The organism is Paenibacillus sp. JGP012 (assembly GCF_014203995.1).
GTDB classification, from domain to species: domain Bacteria; phylum Bacillota; class Bacilli; order Paenibacillales; family Paenibacillaceae; genus Paenibacillus; species Paenibacillus silvae.
On sequence record NZ_JACHKG010000001.1, the window covers coordinates 369694 to 389602 of the forward strand.

Sequence of the window (19909 nt, forward strand, 5' to 3'; positions counted from 1 at the left end):
CCTCATTGCTATCATGGCAAAGAGGGGTGTCTGCCTAAGGACATTATCCCGCGCTTTGACGTGCTGGCTCTCATATGATATATGGCAGTTCTTTATTGAACAGGCAGATCAACAGAGAGAGGGGCGGCGGGATGGTATATCGTTATGTAGCTATAGGAGACTCATTGACTGTGGGTACGGGAGCGCTGCTCGGAACCGGGTTTGTGCCCATCTACCGGCGAATGGCTGAGATGAATCTTCGTACGTTTGTATCGATGGAAAATTTGGGAGTGAACGGGCTGACCTCCGGGGAACTGCTGCAGATGATTCACAACCACCCCCGAGTTCGTCAGGCGGTGCGCGAAGCGGATATTGTTACGATATCTATCGGCGGCAATGATCTGATCCGAACCTTTAAAGCGAGCGGTGGTGTGCCAAGCGCGGGGAAAATGACACAGATTCTGGGTGAAACGCGCAATCACGTATCTCTGACGATGAAACAAATTCGACAGCTAAAAGGCAATGGCAAGTATTTTGTTCGTTCGATTGGATTGTACAACCCGTATCCGCAATCGACAGAGGCAGCATACTGGGTTCGGCAATATAACGCTTATCTGAATGGTGCAGGGTCGGGCAACTATGCATGTGCCCAAGTGTATGACAAGTTCGAGGGGCGTGAGCGCGAGTTGTTGTTTTGGGACAGAGTTCATCCCAATGCCCGAGGATATCGGGTTATTGCTGAGCAACTGAACCGGACGGGATATAGTCCTTTTGTGTAGGTGAAGTGTAAGAGCTAAAGAAAGCTAGACCTGTTATATGAGTTTCGATATGATGAGAGGTATACTTCAAATCATCGGAACAGAGGGGTTAAAAAGGTGTCTAACTTGCATAACAATTGTCTTTCTCGGGCGGAGCAGCAATTCATCTCTGACGTGTTGACCTTGTACGGCATTACATCGGAGTGGCAGGGCAAACGCAGCGAAGGAGGCATGAACAATTCGACCTTCGTGCTGCATACAGACGAAGAAATCTATATTATGAGACAATATGAAACACATAATGATCAAGCGAAAATAGCTTTTGAACATGACGTATTGACTGCACTGCAGCATTCCGATTTCAAACTGGATTCGCCTAGACCTGTTGAATCTGTTAAAAATCAGAGGATGTATCAGGTCGTTCAGGATGAGTTTACAGGCAGAACGAAAATTGTGACGTTGTTTCATTATCTGGAAGGTGTCAATCCAGTATGGGAGCATGCGGATCAGCTGCTGCAATTGGGACGTGCAGCCGGTCATTTATCCTCATCACTCGCCAGACTGGATGTGCAGTCGGAGCCTGTCTATCCACCATATTACCGGATTGATAAGGCTTATCCGCTCTGTTCACCGTCCAGACTAATGGAACTGTGTGCTTCGCCACCGGAGGCACTGACTGCTTGTGCTGCACAGCTTGGACAGCTGCGGGATGAACTTCCGGATCTGTTTGAAGCGCTGCGCGGAATGGATCAGCTCCCACATCAGCTTGTACACGGAGATGTGAACGCCTCGAACGTGCTGGCTGATTCCGAAGGAAACATCTGTGCAATTCTGGATTTCGAATTTGCTACTTGGGATCTGCGAGTAATGGAACTGGCCGTTCCGATGTCTGACATGCTGACGATGGACAAGAGTGAAGCTTGGATGTGGAAGGCGCAGGCCAGACTGGTTCAGGGATTTCGGGAAAAAGTGGAATTGACGGCTCAGGAGCTGAGAGCGATTCCTCCGTTAATTCTGCTGCGAAGTCTGGACGTGGTGATGCATTTCATCAGCCGAATGCTGGAAGGAACAGATAAGCCGCAAGTTGCTGTGGAGCAGATTGTGAAGTTGAAGCAGCGAATGGAATGGATGCGGCTGAATGAGCTTCAATTACGCAGATTGTTAACGGAATAATTCGTCATGAATGAAAGTGCACTGCTTCTGCTCGGGTTAAATGGGCAGGGGCCAGTGCACTTTGTATGTGTTGAAGTTTTTGAAACGGATATCAGGAGGTTATATCGTCATCTTGCGAAACCAGCTGCGAACAGCCCAGCGGCGTTCCTGACGTTTCTTATACTTGGGCAAGGAACGATATACATTCAGGGATTGATGATAAGCCTGCTTGGCATCATCGTTACGCCCTATCGAACGATAGACGGAGCCGAGTAGATAGAAGGCCTCACTGGACGAAGAGTGAATCTCCTGAAATTGCTGCACATAATGAAGTGCTTTGTCGCGATCCGTATCTTTGAAGGCGGTGGCAAGCGTGAGATAAGGCTGCCCGTATTTTACTCTCGGATTAATCTCAAGCGCATGTAAAATATGACGTTCGCCTTCTACAGTGTGACCCAGATGCAATTCAGTTGTGCCCAACGCTTCCCAGTATTCTGCCGACTGCTCATAAGGGCGCTCCAGTTCAAGCAAATAAGCATGGGCTTCATTATAACGTTTGCGTTCAATCAGCAGCCTTGCCAGCTCCAGCTTGGAGGATACTTCGTTGGGATTTAACGCAAGCTGCTGTTTCAGCCGCGAAATGTTGCGCATCCGTTTCAGCGGCTTGGTGAGGCTCGGGAATACACCTACAAAGCGCCGGTCCAGAATGTACAGAATGACCAGCAGAATGAGAACGGCAAGGAATGGATTGCCGACGATCTGCCAAAGCAGACCAAAAATAAGAAATTTGATAATCACAGGTTCAACTCCAGTAACAATTTGATCGGGCTTAGCAAGCCTTGAATATCATACCATATCTTTCCTGCAAATAAACTGTGAGTGCATATCAACGATGACGTACCATCGTTCTGCGGTAAGCGGCGGGGGTTGTACCTGTAAGCTTCTTGAATTGTCTGTAAAAATGAGGCAGGCTCTCAAAGCCGCAGGCGTCTGCGACTGCCGCCATTGTGGCATCTCCTTGCACAAGATGCTCCTTCGCCATAATCACTCTGCGAGCCAAAACGTAGTCCGTTAACGTCATCCCGGTATAACGTTTGAAGGCACGGCTAAAATGGGCAGGAGACACGGCAGCTTGCTGAGCAAGTTCGGGTAAGGAGAGGCCGCTTCTCAGTTTGTGGTCCATGCTGGATAGTGTAGATGAGAGCCAGGATGGGGCCGGAAGTGACGCTGTAGCATGAGCGGGTCCGGCAGCGGTTTCTGCCTCCAGGCGTTCCAGAAAAATGAGCAGCAGCTGCAGATGCAGCTGTGCTGCGTGAGCACTCAGATGATGGTCAAGCTGGAATTCGGCATGTATGTCCTCGATTAAAGCGGATACTTGTGCGCGCTGCTCTTTGTTCAGCTGCCTTTTGTATACCCGGCGTTTACGGCAGCGCTCGAATGGATGCAGCAGCGCTGAGGACATGCCACCCGCAGATGAAGCCAGCAGCCCCGGGCTAAAGAACAACGCCGACGAAGTCACGGGATTGCCGGCATCGGGCAAAGCACGGTGCACTGTGCTGCCTGGAATAAGGAACAAATCACCCTCCTGCATCTCTTCAAGCCCCGTATCAATAAAAATACTGCCTTGTCCCCGGTAGACATAAATAATCTCATGCCAGTCATGCAAGTGATCGGGCAGCTCGTTCTGCGGGGACTTGGTATCACTGTAGACGAGCCGCAGCGGTATGCCTGATTCGGTCTGGATCGTAGTGCGTACAGGTGAGTGTTCCATAAAAATACTCCTTTTGGAGACGAATGTCTCTGGTGAGATGTTATTTCTAGTCATGAAAGAGTATATTTAACGCAAAATAAGCAATTTAATTTCCTTTTATTGATGATACAATGAATTTAAAGCGTTTACAATAAAAGGATGACAGCATCTGATGTGTATTCTGGGTTTACAAATAATCGGTGAGGTGAATGTCCATGTCTGCAAGCACAAAGCGGCCAAGGTTAAAGCTGCATTTGCTCGGTAATGATAGTCAGCGCAAATGTAAAGAAATGATGGAACGTCCCGTCAAGGTTTTGCAGATCGGGGAAGGGAACTTTTTACGGGGATTCGCAGACTGGATGCTGCATGAAAGTGCAAGACAGGGCAAGTTTCACGGTAGTATAGCTGTGACACAGCCGCGGCCCGGCGGAAAGGTCAAGCTGGAGCAGATTCGTGATCAGGATGGATTATACACGATGATTACGCGAGGGCTGTCTGACGGGAAGCGTGTAGAGCGTACAGAGATGGTGTCCATTTTTTCACAATATATTAATCCGTACGAGGAGTGGCAGACGTTTTTGGAGCTGGCAGAGCTCCCGTCGCTTGAGTTTGTCATCTCGAATACAACCGAATCCGGGTTGAAATATATAGCTTCTGACTATGTTCCGGGTGAGCCGGTACAGTCCTTTCCTGGTAAATTAACGGTTTTCCTGCATCAGCGATATGTACGATTTGGTGGAGATCCATCTAGAGGTCTTATTCATCTTCCGTGTGAGCTGCTGGAGGGCAATGGAGATGTGTTGCGGAGCTGCGTGCTCCGTCACAGCGAGGATTTCGGATTTTCCGACAGCTTCCGTTCGTGGATCGAGCATCATAATTTGTTCCTGAACAATCTGGTGGATCGCATTGTGACGGGTGCACCGACAAACGAAGAAGCAGAGGAGCTCGCAGATCGCTGGGGGTACGAGGATCAGCTGATTAATACGGCAGAGCCCTATCATTTCTGGGCGATCCAGGGGGAGGAGTCACTGGACAAAAGGCTTCCGCTCAAGCAGGCCGGGCTGAACGTGCACTGGGTCAAAGATCTGAAGCCTTATCAGCTGCGGAAGGTTCGCATCCTGAACGGTTCACATACACTCATGTCCTCCCTTGGCTTGCTTCGGGGCAAACAGCATGTCAGAGAAACGATGGAAGACCCGCAGTTCAGCTCATGGATCAGGGAAGCGGTGCTTGAAGAGATTGTGCCAGCCATGGATATGCCTGAGCTTGGACTGGAGCAATATGCAGAAGAAGTGTTCGAGCGTTTCCTGAATCCCTACATCGATCACAAGCTGCAGGACATTGCATTAAATACCGTTGGTAAAATCAAGGTGCGTGTGCTGCCAACCCTTCTTGCTTATGAACAAAATCAGGGAAGCTGGCCCGAGCGGTTGGTGCAGGGGCTGGCAGGCTTCCTGTACTTGTATCGTCCGATTCCAACAGAGGACGGATACAAGGCCCAGCTGCTGAACGGTGAAATGATTTCCTTGCGGGATGATCCTGATGTGCTGAAAAGGTTGGCTGCTCATTGGGACGGGTATGACAGTCTGAGCGGTACAGCGGCAGCTGATCTGGAGAACAGGGTTGCAGACGTATTGTCCGATGCAGGCATCTGGGGAGAGAGTTTGAATGAAAAAGAAGGGCTGCGTGCAGCACTTGTGCATGAAGTCGGCAAACTGGAAGGTGAAGCGAAATGAGTACAACCAGTACAATCAATGACTGGATTGCGATCCAGCCGCAGGATGATGTCATCATTGCACTTCGGGATTATGTCAAGGGGGAAGAAATTACTCTGCCGGATGGGGTATCATTCGCTCTGCTGCATGATGTGCCCAAAGGACACAAAATTGCAGTACATGACCTCGCGCAAGGTGCAGATGTGATGAAATACGGCTTCTCCATCGGGATCGCCCAAGAGCCGATTGCACAGGGGAGCTGGATACACAGCCACAATCTGAAGACAGGCCTGCACGGACTGCTTGAGTACGAATATCAGCCTGGAAAAGCAGTCCCTATGGACATGCCGCCCGAGCATCTGCGCTCCTTCGATGGTTATTTGCGCCCGAATGGCGAAGCGGGAATTCGCAATGAGATCTGGATTGTGAATACCGTGGGATGTATCAACAAGGTATGTGAAGCCCTTGCCCGTATGGGGCAGGCTCAGTTTGGCAGCCGTATTGACGGGGTGTACCATTTTCCGCATCCATTCGGATGTTCCCAGCTTGGGGATGATTTGAAATATACGCAGCAGCTGTTAGCTTCGCTGGTGGAGCATCCGAATGCCGGGGGTGTGCTTGTCATCGGTCTGGGTTGTGAAAATAACCAGGTGGATGAGTTCCGCGAATGTATTGCGCCTGAATATCGGGAGAAGGTTCGTTTTCTTAAAGCGCAGGAGACCGAGGACGAGCTTGAAGAGGGACTTCGTTTAATGGAAGAACTGGTGGAGATTGCAGAGCAAGAGCAGCGTCAGCCGCTGCCGCTGAGCAAATTGAAAATTGGTCTGAAATGCGGGGGATCGGACGGGTTATCCGGCATTACAGCGAATCCGCTGGTAGGTGCTGTTGCCGATCTGCTGGTTGCCGCAGGAGGAACGGCAATTTTGACAGAGGTACCCGAGATGTTCGGAGCGGAGACGATTCTGATGAACCGTGCTGCCGATGAGCATGTATTTAATGATCTGGTAGACCTTGTGAACGGCTTCAAGCAGTACTTTGTGAATCATGGTCAGAACATCTATGAAAATCCTTCACCGGGCAACAAGGCAGGCGGCATTACAACACTGGAGGAGAAATCACTCGGCTGTACGCAAAAGGGAGGACGTTCCTCGGTTGTCGATGTGTTGAGATACGGTAAACGAGTGACCAAAACCGGTCTGAATATTGTAGAGGCACCAGGGAATGATCTGGTTTCGGTGACGGCATTATCTGCAGCGGGAGCTCATATTGTGCTCTTTACGACAGGCCGAGGCACACCTTTTGGCGGTCCAGTGCCTACACTGAAAATTGCGACACAATCCGATCTGGCGAAACGCAAAAAACACTGGATTGACTTTAACGCAGGGCAACTGCTTGAAGGCCAATCGATGGACGAGGTCAAGGTGCAATTATTCAGCCAGATCATTGACATTGCTTCAGGGCGTGCAAACACACTCAGTGAGTTGCATGGTTTCCGCGAGATTGCCATTTTCAAGGACGGAGTTATTCTGTAACTATAAGTAGAACTAAATATTTTACACCATCCACTCCGATGACAGAACAACCTGGAGAGTAGCGGTTATCCCCAGATTTTTTGGATTCCCTTTAAATAATGGGGAAAATCCGGTGATAAAGGCGACCGCTCCGCTTTTTCAGGTTTTTTCTGTCCTCTGCGTTCACGTGTAAATGAATAGTTTAACTTAAATATCCATGATGACGATCATAATAAATCAAACCAACAACCGGACGGTCTGCTTGCCTGCAGACATCCGGTTGTTGGTTTGTTCAGGCGGAGAGCTTTGGTGGTGCAAAGTACAAGGGCCTTATATTTCATACAGCATTTGTTAAGTGGTCCATTCCAATATGTGCACGCCGCGCGCTTCGATCTCGGTCGCACCTGTATAATGTTGACCTGTTAACAGGTCGCGAGCAGCATTTTCACCCAGGTCATACGATTGTGCAGACGCATGATGATTCATGACAAACAGATAAGAGCTGCCATCTTTGGTGCGTGCGCTTACCTCCACACCTTGCGGCGTTTCCAGCAAAGGTTTGATATGTTTGGCTGCTGCAAGCTCACCAAGCAAACCGTCAAGGAACAGATCATCCGGGTCTGTGGCAACATACCATGCTTCCCCTTGACCGAATCTGTTGCGGGTAAGCGCAGGCATGCCTTTGTAGAAGTCCTCACCGTATTCAGCAATCACTTCTGCCCCTTCACTGTGCAGCAGGTCACATAACATGCCACATTCGTAAACGCCCTCAAGTGAACCGAATGTTTCCTGCAGCACGATCGTGTTCTTCTGCTCGGGTAATAGCGCATCAATCTCTTCAACCCAGATGCCAAGCAGGCTGCGCAGCTCGCCCGGATAACCGCCTGTGGTCACCAGATCATGCTCGTTAACGATGCCGCTGAAGAAGGTGGTCAGGAATGTGCCGCCAGCAGCAACAAACTGCTCCAGCTTGGCAGCAAAGCCTGGTTTGACCATGTATAACACAGGCGCAAGCACAAGATTATAACTGCTGATATCTGTATCCACACTTACGATATCCACTTGAATGTTACGGCGGAAGAAGGCTGCATAATATTTGTGAATCTGATCGACATATTTCAACGCAATGGTCGGTCCGCTTGATTTTTCGATAGCCCACCAGTTGTCCCAGTCAAATACGATGGCTACCTTGGACTGCACTGCCGCATCGAGCGTCGTATCGCCCAGGAGCTGCAATTCCTTGCCCAGCTGTGCTACTTCGCGGAACACCCGTGTATTCTCATGTCCGGCATGTTCGATAACAGCGCCATGATATTTCTCGCATGCCCCGATTGAACGACGCAGCTGAAAGAACATAACCGTATCCGCGCCATGTGCGATGGATTGATAGCTCCACAGCCGCATCACACCTGGACGTTTCAGCGAATTGTAAGGCTGCCAGTTCTGCTGGCTTGGTGTCTGCTCCATCAGCATGAACGGCTGACCATCCTTGAGTCCACGCATGAGATCATGTGCCATCGCGGTGTAGCTTACCGGTGTAGCAAGACCCGGATAACTGTCCCAGGAGACGATATCCATATATTTGGCCCATTTGAAGTAGTCAAGCTGTTTGAAAAAGCCCATCAGGTTGGTTGTAACGACGGAGTCGGGGATATGCTTTTTGATGGCATGATATTCCAGCAGGTAACATTCCAGCATACTGTCCGAGTTAAACCGGGAGTAATCCAGAGAGATGCCCTGAAACGAGGAGCTGTTATGGCCCCAATGCTCGCTTAGATTGCTTGGAAGCACGATCTCGTCCCAATCGTAAAACGTGTGCCCCCAGAAGTTGGTGTTCCAGGCTTTGTTGAGCCGTTCAATGGACGTATAACGTTTCTTGAGATACACACGGAATGCCTTCTCACAATTATCACAGTAACACTCGCCGCCGTATTCGTTGGAGATATGCCACACGAGCACAGCGGGATGATCTTTGTATCGGGCTGCCAGCTTGTCAGCGATGATCTCGGAGTATTTGCGATAGGTTGGACTGTTTGGGCAGGAGTTATGCCGCCCGCCGAATTTGCGTTTGCGCCCGTCTGTATCTACACGAAGCACATCCGGGTATTTTTTAGCCATCCAGGCCGGATGAGCAGCCGTGCTTGTCGCAAGGCAGACGTATACTCCATTCTCATAGAGACGATTAATGAGCTGGTCCAGATACTCAAAGTTGTAGGTTACTTCATCGGGCTGAATCAGCGCCCAGGAGAAAACGTTAATGGTAGCGATATCAATACCTGCCAGTTTAAACATACGCAGGTCCTCCAGGTGGGTCTCATGATCCCATTGTTCAGGGTTGTAATCCCCTCCATAGAACATTTTGGGCAGTTTGCTGCTTATCAACGCGCTCACCTCTTGTATAAGAATAATTCTATACTATATGATACATATGACTTTTAAAATATAACAAAAGTGATAACTCATATAAGAATATGGAACTCAATTATGGGATATAAAGCTTGTGATTGCAGTTCTATGCGAGGAGGCTTTTATGCTCATTTCGCCCCGTCATCAACGTTATTTTATGACCCCGCGAGACCAGTCGCTGCCGCTGTACATCGAGAGCATCGGGTATAACGGAAGTCAGGAAAAAGTCTACAGACCTGCAGGTTATCCGTATTATCACTGGCTGCAAACGGTGAAGGGAGCGGGTGAACTCAAATTGTCCGGGGCTTCGGCAACACTCGGTGAAAATGCAGGTATTCTGCTTCCACCCAACCTGCCGCATGAGTACGTCCGTGTTCAGAAGGAGTGGGAGACGATCTATATTACTTTTGGCGGATCGCAATGTGCAGCAATTGTCGATTCGCTTGGTCTGGGTGAGCCTGCTTTCCAGCAGTGGGATCTGCATAGTCCGCTGAATCGTTACGCCCGGCATGTGCTGGATTCCATCGGCAATGATCAGGATTTATCCGGACTTGAAGCGTCAGCAGACATGTACCGTTTTCTGATTTTGCTCAAAAAACATGGCATGACCGGCAATCGCTCCTCGATCTCGCAAGCCGTAGCCAGACTGGCTCCGCTCCTCGCCTTTATGGAGCAGCATTATCAAGATCCCGACATTGGACTGGAGCAGATGGCATGCATTACCGGAATTTCATCGAGACATTTGAACACGCTGTTCAAACAGTCCTTTGGCATGACGGCCTACAGTTATTTTATTTTGCTGCGGATACGCAAATCCAAAGAGCTGCTGACAGGCAGCAGGGAGCTGACAATCAAAGAGACCGCCATACGGGCAGGATTTCGGGATGCCAGTCATTTTGTCGCCACCTTTCGCCGGATTGAAGGGGTAACACCGGAACAGTTCCGGAACTTGTACTAATTTAGGGCCGGCTTGAACAAAAAGATATGCTGTAAGGTATTGATGCATGATGCCGTTCCCGTTATGATGGTATCGAATCCTAGTAACGAAAACGATTAAACGGATATATTTCCATGCTAACGAGAGAGGATGAGCCATATCATGAGTTCTATTATCCCTTTGTGGGATCAGGCAGCGCCTTATGCGGCTGCAGGTCATGAAGACGAAATGCCGCATCTGATTCCTTTTATTCAACCCGGTTCCGAGAGCGCTGTCATTGTGTGTCCAGGAGGCGGTTACGGTTTTCTCGCAGATCATGAGGGTGCGCCTGTTGCTGAACTGTTGAATCGTGCAGGTATCAGTGCATTTGTGCTTAAATATCGCGTAGCTCCTCATCAGCATCCAGCTCCCAAGGCCGACGGACAGCGTGCAATCCGTTATGTGAGAGCACATGCGGAGCAATACGGAATTAACCCGTCCAAAATCGCGGTGTTAGGTTTCTCGGCAGGGGGCCATTTAACAGCCACACTGGGTACCCAATATGATGCAGGACAACCGGATCACGAGGACTTTGTCGAGCGGCAGAGCTCGCGTCCAGACCGTGTAATTCTCTGTTATCCGGTTATTACGATGGAGTCATATGGACATTCGGGTTCAAGAATAAATCTGCTGGGCGAAGATGCAACACAGGAACAGATTCAGGCCTTTAGTGCAGAGCAGCAGGTCAAGGCAGACGCTCCTGAAGCGTTTATCTGGCATACGAGTAACGATCAGGCTGTTCCTGTTGAAAATAGTTTGCGCTACGCTCTCGCTTTGGGTAAACACGGTATCCCTTATGATCTGCACGTATTCGAGAAAGGGCCGCATGGCTTAGGTCTGGCTGAGAATGATAATACGGTTCGGGTATGGTCTGATCTGTGCCTGACCTGGCTTAAAAATCAAGGCTGGTAACGACAGGCTGCCCAAGAAAGAAACACAAGAACGGATGCCGCCCTGAGTAACGTACTCATCGATTTCATATCAAGCGAAGGAGATCAGACTCATGAAACTGCATAAGAATGACAAGCTTCTATTCATCGGTGATTCCATTACCGACTGCGGACGATCACATCCTGTAGGAGAGGGGAGTTCGGGGCTGGGCCATGGATATGTCGCACAGGTGTATGCCTTGTTACGGTCTATTTATCCCGAACTGATGCTTCGGGTACAAAATGTGGGTAATAGCGGGAATACAGTCCGTGATCTGAAGCAGCGCTGGGAGCGTGACGTGCTGGAGCTGAAGCCGGACTGGTTGACCATCATGATTGGTATTAACGATGTATGGCGCCAATTTGATCATCCGCTGGCAGATTCACATGTGTTCCTGGATGAATATGAAGCCACACTGCGTGAACTGGTGGCATCTGTTCGCCCGAAGGTGAAGGGACTTGTGCTCATGACACCGTATTATCTTGAAGCAAATCCGGAAGATCCGATGCGGGCTACTATGGACATATATGGAGCAGCTGTTCGCAGGGTAGCATCGGAATATGAGACTCTGTTTGTGGACACACAGGCCGCATTTGCACCATTCTGGGATCACTATTATACATCCGTGCTGACACATGACAGAGTGCACCCGGATGCTACAGGTCATATGATCTTGAGCAAAGCTTTTCTGGATGTGATTGGATTTGAATGGTTGGGTAATAAGAAATCCTGAAAACAAGGAGTGATGATATGAGTAAAGTAACTGTAGTCGTGGATACCCCTGCACTATTAGGAGAAGGGCCCAGCTGGGATGCAGAAAATAACCGTTTGTTATGGGTGGATATCGAAGGGTTCAAGGTGCATGCATTTGATCCGGTGACAGGTCAGGATCAGGTCTATGACGTGGGTGAGCACGTCGGGGCTGTCGTTCCGTATCGCGGCAGCGAGGTGATTGTTGCGCTTCGTACCGGATTTTATACATATGATCTGTCTACGGGCGAACGTCAAGCCATTGCCGACCCGGAACAGGATAAAACGACCAATCGGTTCAATGATGGAAAGTGCGATGCCAATGGACGATTCTGGGCTGGCACCATGAGCCTGAATAACGAGCAAAAGGCCGGATCATTATATTGCCTGGAGGAAGGACAGCCGGTGCGTACAATGGTGCAGCAGGTATCTACTTCCAATGGTCTCGGCTGGAGCCCGGATCGTCAGTTCATGTATTACATTGATACGCCAACACGTTCGATAGATCGTTTTGCTTTTGATCTGGCTTCCGGCACAATCTCGAATCGGACCAGCATTATTTCCATTCCTGAAGAAATGGGATTCCCGGATGGCATGACTGTGGATGCTGAAGGAATGTTATGGGTTGCTCATTGGGGCGGAGGGAGAGTTACCCGCTGGAACCCGGAAACCTCGGAGCTGTTACAGCAGATTGAAGTACCTGCGGATCAGGTGACCTCCTGTTGTTTTGGCGGATCCGACCTGGAGGAGCTCTATATTACTACCGCACGAATCGGGATCAAGGAAGAAAGGTTGCAAGAAACGCCGCAAGCAGGTTCACTATTCGTGGTGAAGCCTGGTGTGAAAGGGCAGGAAACTCATGCTTATGGGCGAAAAGGCTGAGCAATCTGCTGAACATAAGAAGATTTAAGGTGCTGCTTCTGCAGCGCCTTTTTTGCGCCTGGAAGCAAGGATATGAAGAGAAAATATTTTTTTGAAAGACAGCTTGAAAGAAAGGGATAAAACGTTTTCCATCGAATGTTAATTATTGTACAATAAACTATTTTGTGGTTTTATTTACAGATATTTTGTAAGCGCTTAACCCGAATGTGAAGGGAGGTGATGTTTCCTTAATAAGCAACTTCTATGGATTCGTCTGGAACGGCATCATCATCAGGATGAGACAGCGGGGATAGAGCGGATTACAGCACATGTTCAACCATGAAAAGGAGGATATGTTGAGATGAAAACGTGGATGAGGAAGCTGCGGATGATTGGTTTAAGTGTGGCTATCGTAACGGCTTCACTGGGTGGAGTAGGCATGTCTGGAACGGCGGCGGCGGCTCCAAGCGAAGCTTATGAATGGAAAAACGTTGTAACTGGTGGAGGCGGGGGATATATACCGGGAATCATTTTCAACGAATCGGAGAAGGATCTGATCTATGCCCGGACAGACATTGGTGGAGCGTATCGCTGGAATCCGGCTGATAGCAGCTGGAAACCGCTTACCGACTTTGTCGGGTGGGATGACTGGAACAACAATGGGGTGGACGCACTCGCTACGGACCCGGTAGACCCGGATCGTGTGTATATGGCTGTAGGCACGTATACGAACTCGTGGGTACAGGATAACGGGTATATTTTTCGATCCACAGACCGGGGAGATACGTGGGAGAAAACGGAGCTTCCCTTCAAGGTGGGCGGAAACATGCCTGGTCGCTCCATGGGAGAACGCTTGGCGATCGACCCGAATGATCATCGGATTTTATATTTTGGGGCACGCAGCGGCAACGGGTTATGGAAAAGCACCGATTATGGAGTAACCTGGAACAAAGTGACCAGCTTCCCGAATCCGGGCAACTATGTAGAGAATCCAGGGAATGAATATACCAGTGATATTACAGGTTTGGCCTGGATCACTTTTGATAAAACAACCGGCTCAGCAGGACAGGCAACACAGACGATCTATGTTGGAGTAGCGGATAAAAGTGAAAGCATATATCGCAGTACAAACGGAGGTTTGACCTGGACAGCTGTTCCCGGGCAGCCGACAGGTTATCTGCCTCATCATGGGAAGCTGGATGTCGATGGCAGTCTGTACATTACCTATAGCAACGGTGCAGGACCTTATGACGGCACAAAGGGAGAGGTCTGGAAGCTGAACACAGCGACGGGGGTGTGGAAAAATATTAGCCCTGTGCCGAGCAGCAGCTCGGATAACTACTACGGTTATGGCGGCCTGGCTATTGATGCACAGGAACCCGGTACACTTATGGTAGCCACGATGAATTCCTGGTGGCCTGATGCCATCCTGTTTCGAAGCAAGGATGGTGGAGATACATGGACACGCATCTGGGATTTTGAAGGATATCCTGACCGTAAATTCAGATATACGCAGGATATTTCTGCAGCACCTTGGTTAACCTTTGGCGTTAATCCTGCACCGCCGGAGATTACACCCAAACTTGGCTGGATGATTAGTGCGCTGGAGATTGATCCGTTTGATTCAGATCGGTTGATGTATGGAACGGGTGCAACCATCTACGGAACCAATAATCTGACCGATTGGGATCAGGATGAGAAGATTCATATCTCCGTGATGGCCAAAGGCATTGAGGAGACCAATGTAATGGATCTGATCAGCCCGCCAAGTGGAGCAAATCTGGTCAGCGCTTTGGGCGACATTGCCGGGTTCCGCCATGATGATCTGACTCAAGCTCCTGCTACAATGTTCACGAACCCGAACTATCCTTCAACAGAAAGCATTGATTTCGCTGAATTAAGTCCGAATACGATGGTACGTGTGGGTAAAGCCGATTACACGGTTGATCCAAATGCGAGATCCATAGGGCTATCCAGCGACGGAGGCAGCACATGGTACAAAGCAAGCGCAGAGCCTTCAGGCACAACAGGGGGCGGGACTGTTGCGATCTCGGCAAGTGGCAATCGTATCGTGTGGAGCACATCGGACCGGGGAGTATTTTACTCTGCCAGTGGTGATTCATGGACGGCAAGCACAGGAATTCCTGCACAGGCCAAAGTGATCTCCGATCGGGTGAATCCGAACAAATTCTATGGCTTCGCAGCCGGTAAAATGTATGTGAGTACCAATGGTGGAGCTTCATTCACTGTATCTCCAGCTGCAGGTCTTCCAGTGGAAGGCAACGCAGACCTTCATGCTGTACCGGGTGTAGAAGGGGAGTTGTGGTTCGCAGGTGGTAATGAGGAAGATGGGCCATATGGTTTGTGGCACTCCACAGATTCGGGAGCAACCTTTACCAAGCTGGCAAATGTGGAGGAAGCGGACAGCATTGGTTTTGGTAAGGCAGCTCCGGGGCAAAATGTTGTTGCCTTATATACCGTGGCACAGATTGACGGGACACGAGGATTTTTCCGTTCGGATGACGGAGGAGCAAGCTGGGTGCGGATCAACGATGATCAGCATCAATACGCTCGTGTAACAACTATTACAGGTGACCCGCGTATATATGGCAGAGTTTACCTTGGAACAAATGGACGGGGAATTCTCTATGCAGATCCGGTTAACGGAAATGGCGGCACAACGCCAGTACCGAATTCGACGATCACCCCTGTAACGGCTCAATTTGATCTGAACATCGATCATCAGGCTGATATTCCTGTAGCGTTGACACTCAACGGCAATACATTGACCTCTATCCGCAACGGAAATACGATATTGGCAGCCGGAACCGACTATAGTGTAACTGGAAATCAGGTTGTGTTTCATAAAGCGTATCTGGCTACTTTGCCAAAAGGGGCAGCCACATTAACATTCCAGTTTAGTGCAGGCAATCCGGCCACGCTGAATCTGACCGTCAAGGATACAACAGTGGTGATTCCAAGTGGCACGATTCGGATTGAGATGTATAACGGGACAACAGCGGCATCCAGCAGCTCCATCAATCCCAAATTCAGACTGACCAATACAGGCACGGCTCCACTCAATCTGTCGGATGTGAAAATCAGATACTACTATACGATTAACGGCAGCCAGCGGCAAAATTTCTTCTGTGACTGGGCTGCTGTAGGTAACAACAACGTTACGGGTACGTTCAGTGCATTAACTCCGGGGCTGCCTGGAGCGGACCATGTACTGGAGATTGGCTTCAAAGCCTCGGCAGGAACGTTGAATGCGGGGCAGAGTACAGAGATTCAGACCCGTTTCTCCAAAGACAACTGGACCAACTATAATCAAACGGATGATTATTCATTCGCAGATGCACTTTCCTCGTATACAGAGTGGTCGAAAGTTACCGGTTTTGTTGCTGATCAGCTGCAGTGGGGAGTAGAGCCTTAATATAGGGTCCCAGCACCCGGAATAGCAGAATAACTGTGGAAGTTCCTTAACGCCTGAATAGGTACAGGCGTTTTGGGACTTCTTGTTTTGTCGAAATATAGTGTACACTATAGATAGTTACCATTGCTTAAACACAGGATTTGAGATATAACAAGATGTACGATTATTTTATTATTCATGTAACCGCTAACAAGGGGAGACTTCAATAACCAACACATATAGAGTTAAACTGTATAGATACAGAGCGATAGATGAGACAGGGGGGTCGCGATCATGAACCGGTTGTGCAAGGTGCTGATTGTTGACGATGAATTTCTGGTTAGACAAGGTATAAAGCACCATATGAACTGGGAAGCCGAAGGCTTTAATATCGTTGGAGAGGCTTCCAATGGCGAAGAGGGTTTGCAGCAGGTGGAGCTGTTGAAACCGGATATTGTTATAACCGACATCGTGATGCCTGTTATGAACGGTGAAACATTTGTCCGCACACTCAAGGCGGCTTATCCGCAGATAGAGGTAATTGTGCTGAGCAGTTTCAGTGAATTTGAGTATGTTCGATCAACATTGCAGCATGGAGCAGCGGACTATATTTTGAAGCCAAAGCTGGACACAAACGAACTGCTTGAAGTACTTAGACGCACGGCTGGCAAAATTCCAGAGCTTCACTATGAGCCTTCACATGAGGGCTATCGAATCGGTCAGCTCATGGATAAAATGCTATCCGGCTTTACGCTGGATGAAGACAATGAAATGCCTAAGCTGCGGGAAGCATTTCCGTTAGGCTCCTTTCGTCTGTTCGCTTTCCAGCCGGAGAGTGGACTGAAGAATCAGGATCATGAGCGGATTGAAGCACAATTACGGAGCCGTCTGCCTGAGATTGGCTGCGCGGTTTTGCCCGCGGAGAGCCGTCTGCCTGTTCTGCTGCTGAATGTAAAACCAGAACAGGATGAAGAGATGGTTGAACAAATTCGGGAGTGGGCTAAGGAGTCGGGGACGAGAACTGGTGAGCACGCTTCAGTGTGGGTACTCAGCGAGAGGTTTGGCTCATTTGAGAAGATGGGTGAGATCTACCGTGAGCGTCTGGTTAAATTAATGGAGTTTTGCTTCTATTATACAGATCGTGCGATTTTGGTAGATGGCGAGCTTCCACCGATGCATCCCGCAGGATATCAGTTCAATGTCAATATGTTTTTGCAGCATGTGAAACGCAATCGGGTGGAGTCGGCCAGAGAATATTTACGTGATCATGCCGCCTCGCTTGGACGGGATTATATAGCCGACGTATTTGAAATCAAATCCTTTCTCGGCAACCTGATTTTTAATGTTACGATTACGCTGGCAGATATGGATGTGCAATCCTCCGGACTGGAGGAGAGCAAGTACACGTACTTCAAAAACGTCGATGGAGCGTCAAGTCTGAACGAAGTGATGCAGGTGCTGGATCAGTTCATGAACGAGGTTGAGGAATGTGTATCCGGTTCAGGTGGCAAACGGAGTGATCCTAATATGAAAATGCTGCTGGATTATATGCATGAGCATTACGATCAACCGCTGGGGCTGTCCGAGGTGGCCAAGCATTTCCATTTCAACCCATCGTATCTGTCCAGTTATTTCTCGTCACACAAAAAAGAAGGCTTTAATGAATATTTGAATAAAATTCGCATTGAAAAGGCTGAGGAGCTGCTTCGTTCAGACGATGTGACAATATCCGAAATCAGCAGTATGGTCGGATACTCGGATCACAGCTACTTCTGTAAAGTGTTCAAAAAATTCACTGGACTATCACCAAGCCGATACCGACGTAAATTCTGGGCTTAACTCCCGTGGCAGATTCCAGGGATAGAAGTTTAGAGAAATGAAGTTTAAAGAAATGAAGGTTAAAGAAATGGATGAGATGTATTCATGAAAAAATGGTTGTACAGCGGCTTGGCTCGTCTTGGACTGTTTCCCAAGCTGATTCTGGTTATGCTCGTCAGCATTGTACTTGTCTCTGTTCTTATCCTATGGACAACAATTCATATGTCTACCAACCTGTTTACGGAAACGTTCAGCATCACGAATTCCAAGGTGCTCAGCCAGATCAAGACGAACTTTGATGCGTTTAACGACTCAATTGCTGCGGTGACCAATAACGTAGCTCAGAGCGGCGCGATACGCGGGTTTCTATCCGAAGGGGACGGAGATTCAGTCACCTTGTCCAAGTCATATTATAATATGCGGGAAACGATGAAGCGGGTTCAATCGATCATTGACTTTTATGAGGTAGGCATTACGATTGCCGGTGTGAATGGACGCTCTTACTCAACCAATCCCTCCTATATTCAGAAAACAGCAGAAGAGCTAAAGCAGGAGCAGATTACGAAGGAGGCAGCTCAGTCGCCGAGCAGATTGATTTTTGACGACTATCAGAGTAAAACCAATGAAGGCGAGCTGCAGATGATCTCCGCTACGAAGGCATTGACCGACCGTACACGAAGCCGTACGTACGGAACGGTGTATATAACGATGAGAGAAGAGGCATTCCGTCAGTTTTATGCTAATTTCACCAGTCGCGGCAATGATGTAGTCATCATGAACGAAAAGGGAGAGATCGTCTCGTCCAACCGGGAAGACTGGATCGGTACGAATCAGCCAGAATTGTTATCATATGCCGAGACGATAAAAGAAAATGCTCCTAAAAACATTACGGCACGTGTAATGGGACAGGAGAGCATTATCATATCGGAATATTTGCCATTCTACCGTTTTTATCTGGTGAATATCGTTGATAAAGAGTCTGCAATGGGGCAGCTCATCGACATGAAGACGGTAGCCCTGATCTGTGCTGCGATTGTTGTCGGGGCTCTGCTGCTGGTGTTCCTGATTACAAACCAGATGACGAAATCACTGCGCAGACTCGTGAAGCAGATGTCCAATATTACGAAGAGTGATCTGGACAACTATATTCCGGTTAGCGGCAGTTACGAGAGCAGACAGCTTGGTCATGCGTACAATTATATGTTGGATGAGCTTCATGACTATGTGGATCAGCTTGTGCAAACACAGCGTGAGCAGCGTAATGCTGAGCTTGCGGCATTGCAGAGTCAGATTAATCCGCATTTCCTCTATAACACGCTGGCTTCCATCAAAGTTCTTGTGCAGCAGGGCAACAAGGACCGGGCTGCGGAGACGATCAATGCGCTGATCGGCTTGTTACAGAATACGATTAGTGATGTGAGCGAGACCGTTACGGTCGAGAAGGAAATTGAAAATTTGAAAAACTATGTATTCATCAATCATGTGCGTTATGGTGGTCGCATCAAGGCGGCCTTCTATGTAGCACCGGATTGTACGCATTATCATGTACCCAAGCTCGTCATTCAGCCTTTTATTGAAAATGCCTTCTTCCACGGGTTTATCAAAAAAGAAATGGGCACCATTCATGTCATGGTGTCCCGTGCAGGGGAATCACTCATCTGTGAGATTATGGATAATGGAGATGGCATTGAAGGCTTGAATATGGAAGGAGCACTGCCTAATCCCCAGAACAATCGTCAACTGTTTAGCGGGATTGGTATCCGAAACGTACATGATCGCATAGAACTTTTGTATGGCTCCCCCTATGGGGTAACGATTATGAGCACTGTTGGAGAAGGCACCCGAGTGACGGTAACGCTGCCTCTGATCACAGGTTAAAGCTATACAA

At 48.9% G+C, this 19909-nt stretch carries 14 protein-coding genes; 11 read left to right on the plus strand and 3 right to left on the minus strand.

All coding sequences use genetic code 11. The features are described from left to right. Positions 1–131: 131 nt before the first annotated feature. On the plus strand, positions 132–758 hold the full coding sequence (locus HNR77_RS01630) for a GDSL-type esterase/lipase family protein (RefSeq protein WP_184180120.1): 627 nt from the start codon (positions 132–134) through the stop codon (positions 756–758). A 96-nt stretch (positions 759–854) separates the two neighbouring features. Then, on the plus strand, positions 855–1910 hold the full coding sequence (locus tag HNR77_RS01635; protein WP_184180123.1) for a phosphotransferase: 1056 nt from the start codon (positions 855–857) through the stop codon (positions 1908–1910). A 99-nt stretch (positions 1911–2009) separates the two neighbouring features. Here the strand turns inward: HNR77_RS01635 and HNR77_RS01640 are convergent, their stop codons facing one another. After that, a complete protein-coding gene (locus tag HNR77_RS01640; RefSeq protein ID WP_184180126.1) occupies positions 2010–2687 on the minus strand; it encodes a tetratricopeptide repeat protein in 678 nt (225 codons plus the stop codon). A gap of 88 nt (positions 2688–2775) precedes the next feature. Continuing rightward, positions 2776–3660 (minus strand): AraC family transcriptional regulator, encoded by an 885-nt coding sequence (locus tag HNR77_RS01645; protein ID WP_184180128.1) that lies wholly within the window; start codon positions 3658–3660, stop codon positions 2776–2778. Positions 3661–3854: 194 nt separating this feature from the next. On the opposite strand from HNR77_RS01645, the gene HNR77_RS01650 reads away from it, so the two are divergent. Together HNR77_RS01650 and HNR77_RS01655 are read left to right on the plus strand one after the other, a co-directional pair. After that, positions 3855–5375, plus strand: a complete 1521-nt coding sequence (locus HNR77_RS01650) for a tagaturonate reductase (protein WP_184180131.1) — start codon at positions 3855–3857, stop codon at positions 5373–5375. Next, positions 5372–6886 (plus strand): UxaA family hydrolase, encoded by a 1515-nt coding sequence (locus HNR77_RS01655; protein WP_184180134.1) that lies wholly within the window; start codon positions 5372–5374, stop codon positions 6884–6886. Before HNR77_RS01650 ends, HNR77_RS01655 begins: the two co-directional genes overlap by 4 nt. A 330-nt stretch (positions 6887–7216) precedes the next feature. Here the strand turns inward: HNR77_RS01655 and HNR77_RS01660 are convergent, their stop codons facing one another. Further along, on the minus strand, positions 7217–9247 hold the full coding sequence (locus tag HNR77_RS01660; RefSeq protein WP_184180465.1) for a beta-galactosidase: 2031 nt from the start codon (positions 9245–9247) through the stop codon (positions 7217–7219). A 148-nt stretch (positions 9248–9395) separates the two neighbouring features. On the opposite strand from HNR77_RS01660, the gene HNR77_RS01665 reads away from it, so the two are divergent. The 7 genes from HNR77_RS01665 (at position 9396) to HNR77_RS01695 (ending at position 19899) form a co-directional block, all read left to right on the plus strand. Then, the gene (locus HNR77_RS01665) at positions 9396–10229 is read left to right on the plus strand and encodes a helix-turn-helix domain-containing protein (RefSeq protein ID WP_184180136.1); all 834 of its coding nucleotides are present in this window, start codon (positions 9396–9398) and stop codon (positions 10227–10229) included. Positions 10230–10370: 141 nt separating this feature from the next. Further along, positions 10371–11159 carry an alpha/beta hydrolase gene (locus HNR77_RS01670; protein WP_184180139.1) on the plus strand — a complete coding sequence of 263 codons (789 nt, stop codon included), beginning with the start codon at positions 10371–10373 and terminating at the stop codon, positions 11157–11159. A 91-nt stretch (positions 11160–11250) separates the two neighbouring features. Continuing rightward, the gene (locus HNR77_RS01675; protein ID WP_184180142.1) at positions 11251–11910 is read left to right on the plus strand and encodes an SGNH/GDSL hydrolase family protein; all 660 of its coding nucleotides are present in this window, start codon (positions 11251–11253) and stop codon (positions 11908–11910) included. A 17-nt stretch (positions 11911–11927) separates the two neighbouring features. Further along, complete coding sequence (locus tag HNR77_RS01680; protein WP_184180145.1) at positions 11928–12809, plus strand: SMP-30/gluconolactonase/LRE family protein; 882 nt, start codon at positions 11928–11930, stop codon at positions 12807–12809. A gap of 340 nt (positions 12810–13149) precedes the next feature. Continuing rightward, positions 13150–16224: a X2-like carbohydrate binding domain-containing protein gene (locus HNR77_RS01685; RefSeq protein ID WP_184180148.1), complete on the plus strand. Its 3075-nt coding sequence runs from the start codon at positions 13150–13152 to the stop codon at positions 16222–16224. Positions 16225–16497: 273 nt separating this feature from the next. Next, positions 16498–18042 carry a response regulator transcription factor gene (locus HNR77_RS01690; protein WP_184180151.1) on the plus strand — a complete coding sequence of 515 codons (1545 nt, stop codon included), beginning with the start codon at positions 16498–16500 and terminating at the stop codon, positions 18040–18042. Positions 18043–18126: 84 nt separating this feature from the next. Then, complete coding sequence (locus HNR77_RS01695; protein ID WP_184180154.1) at positions 18127–19899, plus strand: cache domain-containing sensor histidine kinase; 1773 nt, start codon at positions 18127–18129, stop codon at positions 19897–19899. Positions 19900–19909 lie beyond the last annotated feature (10 nt).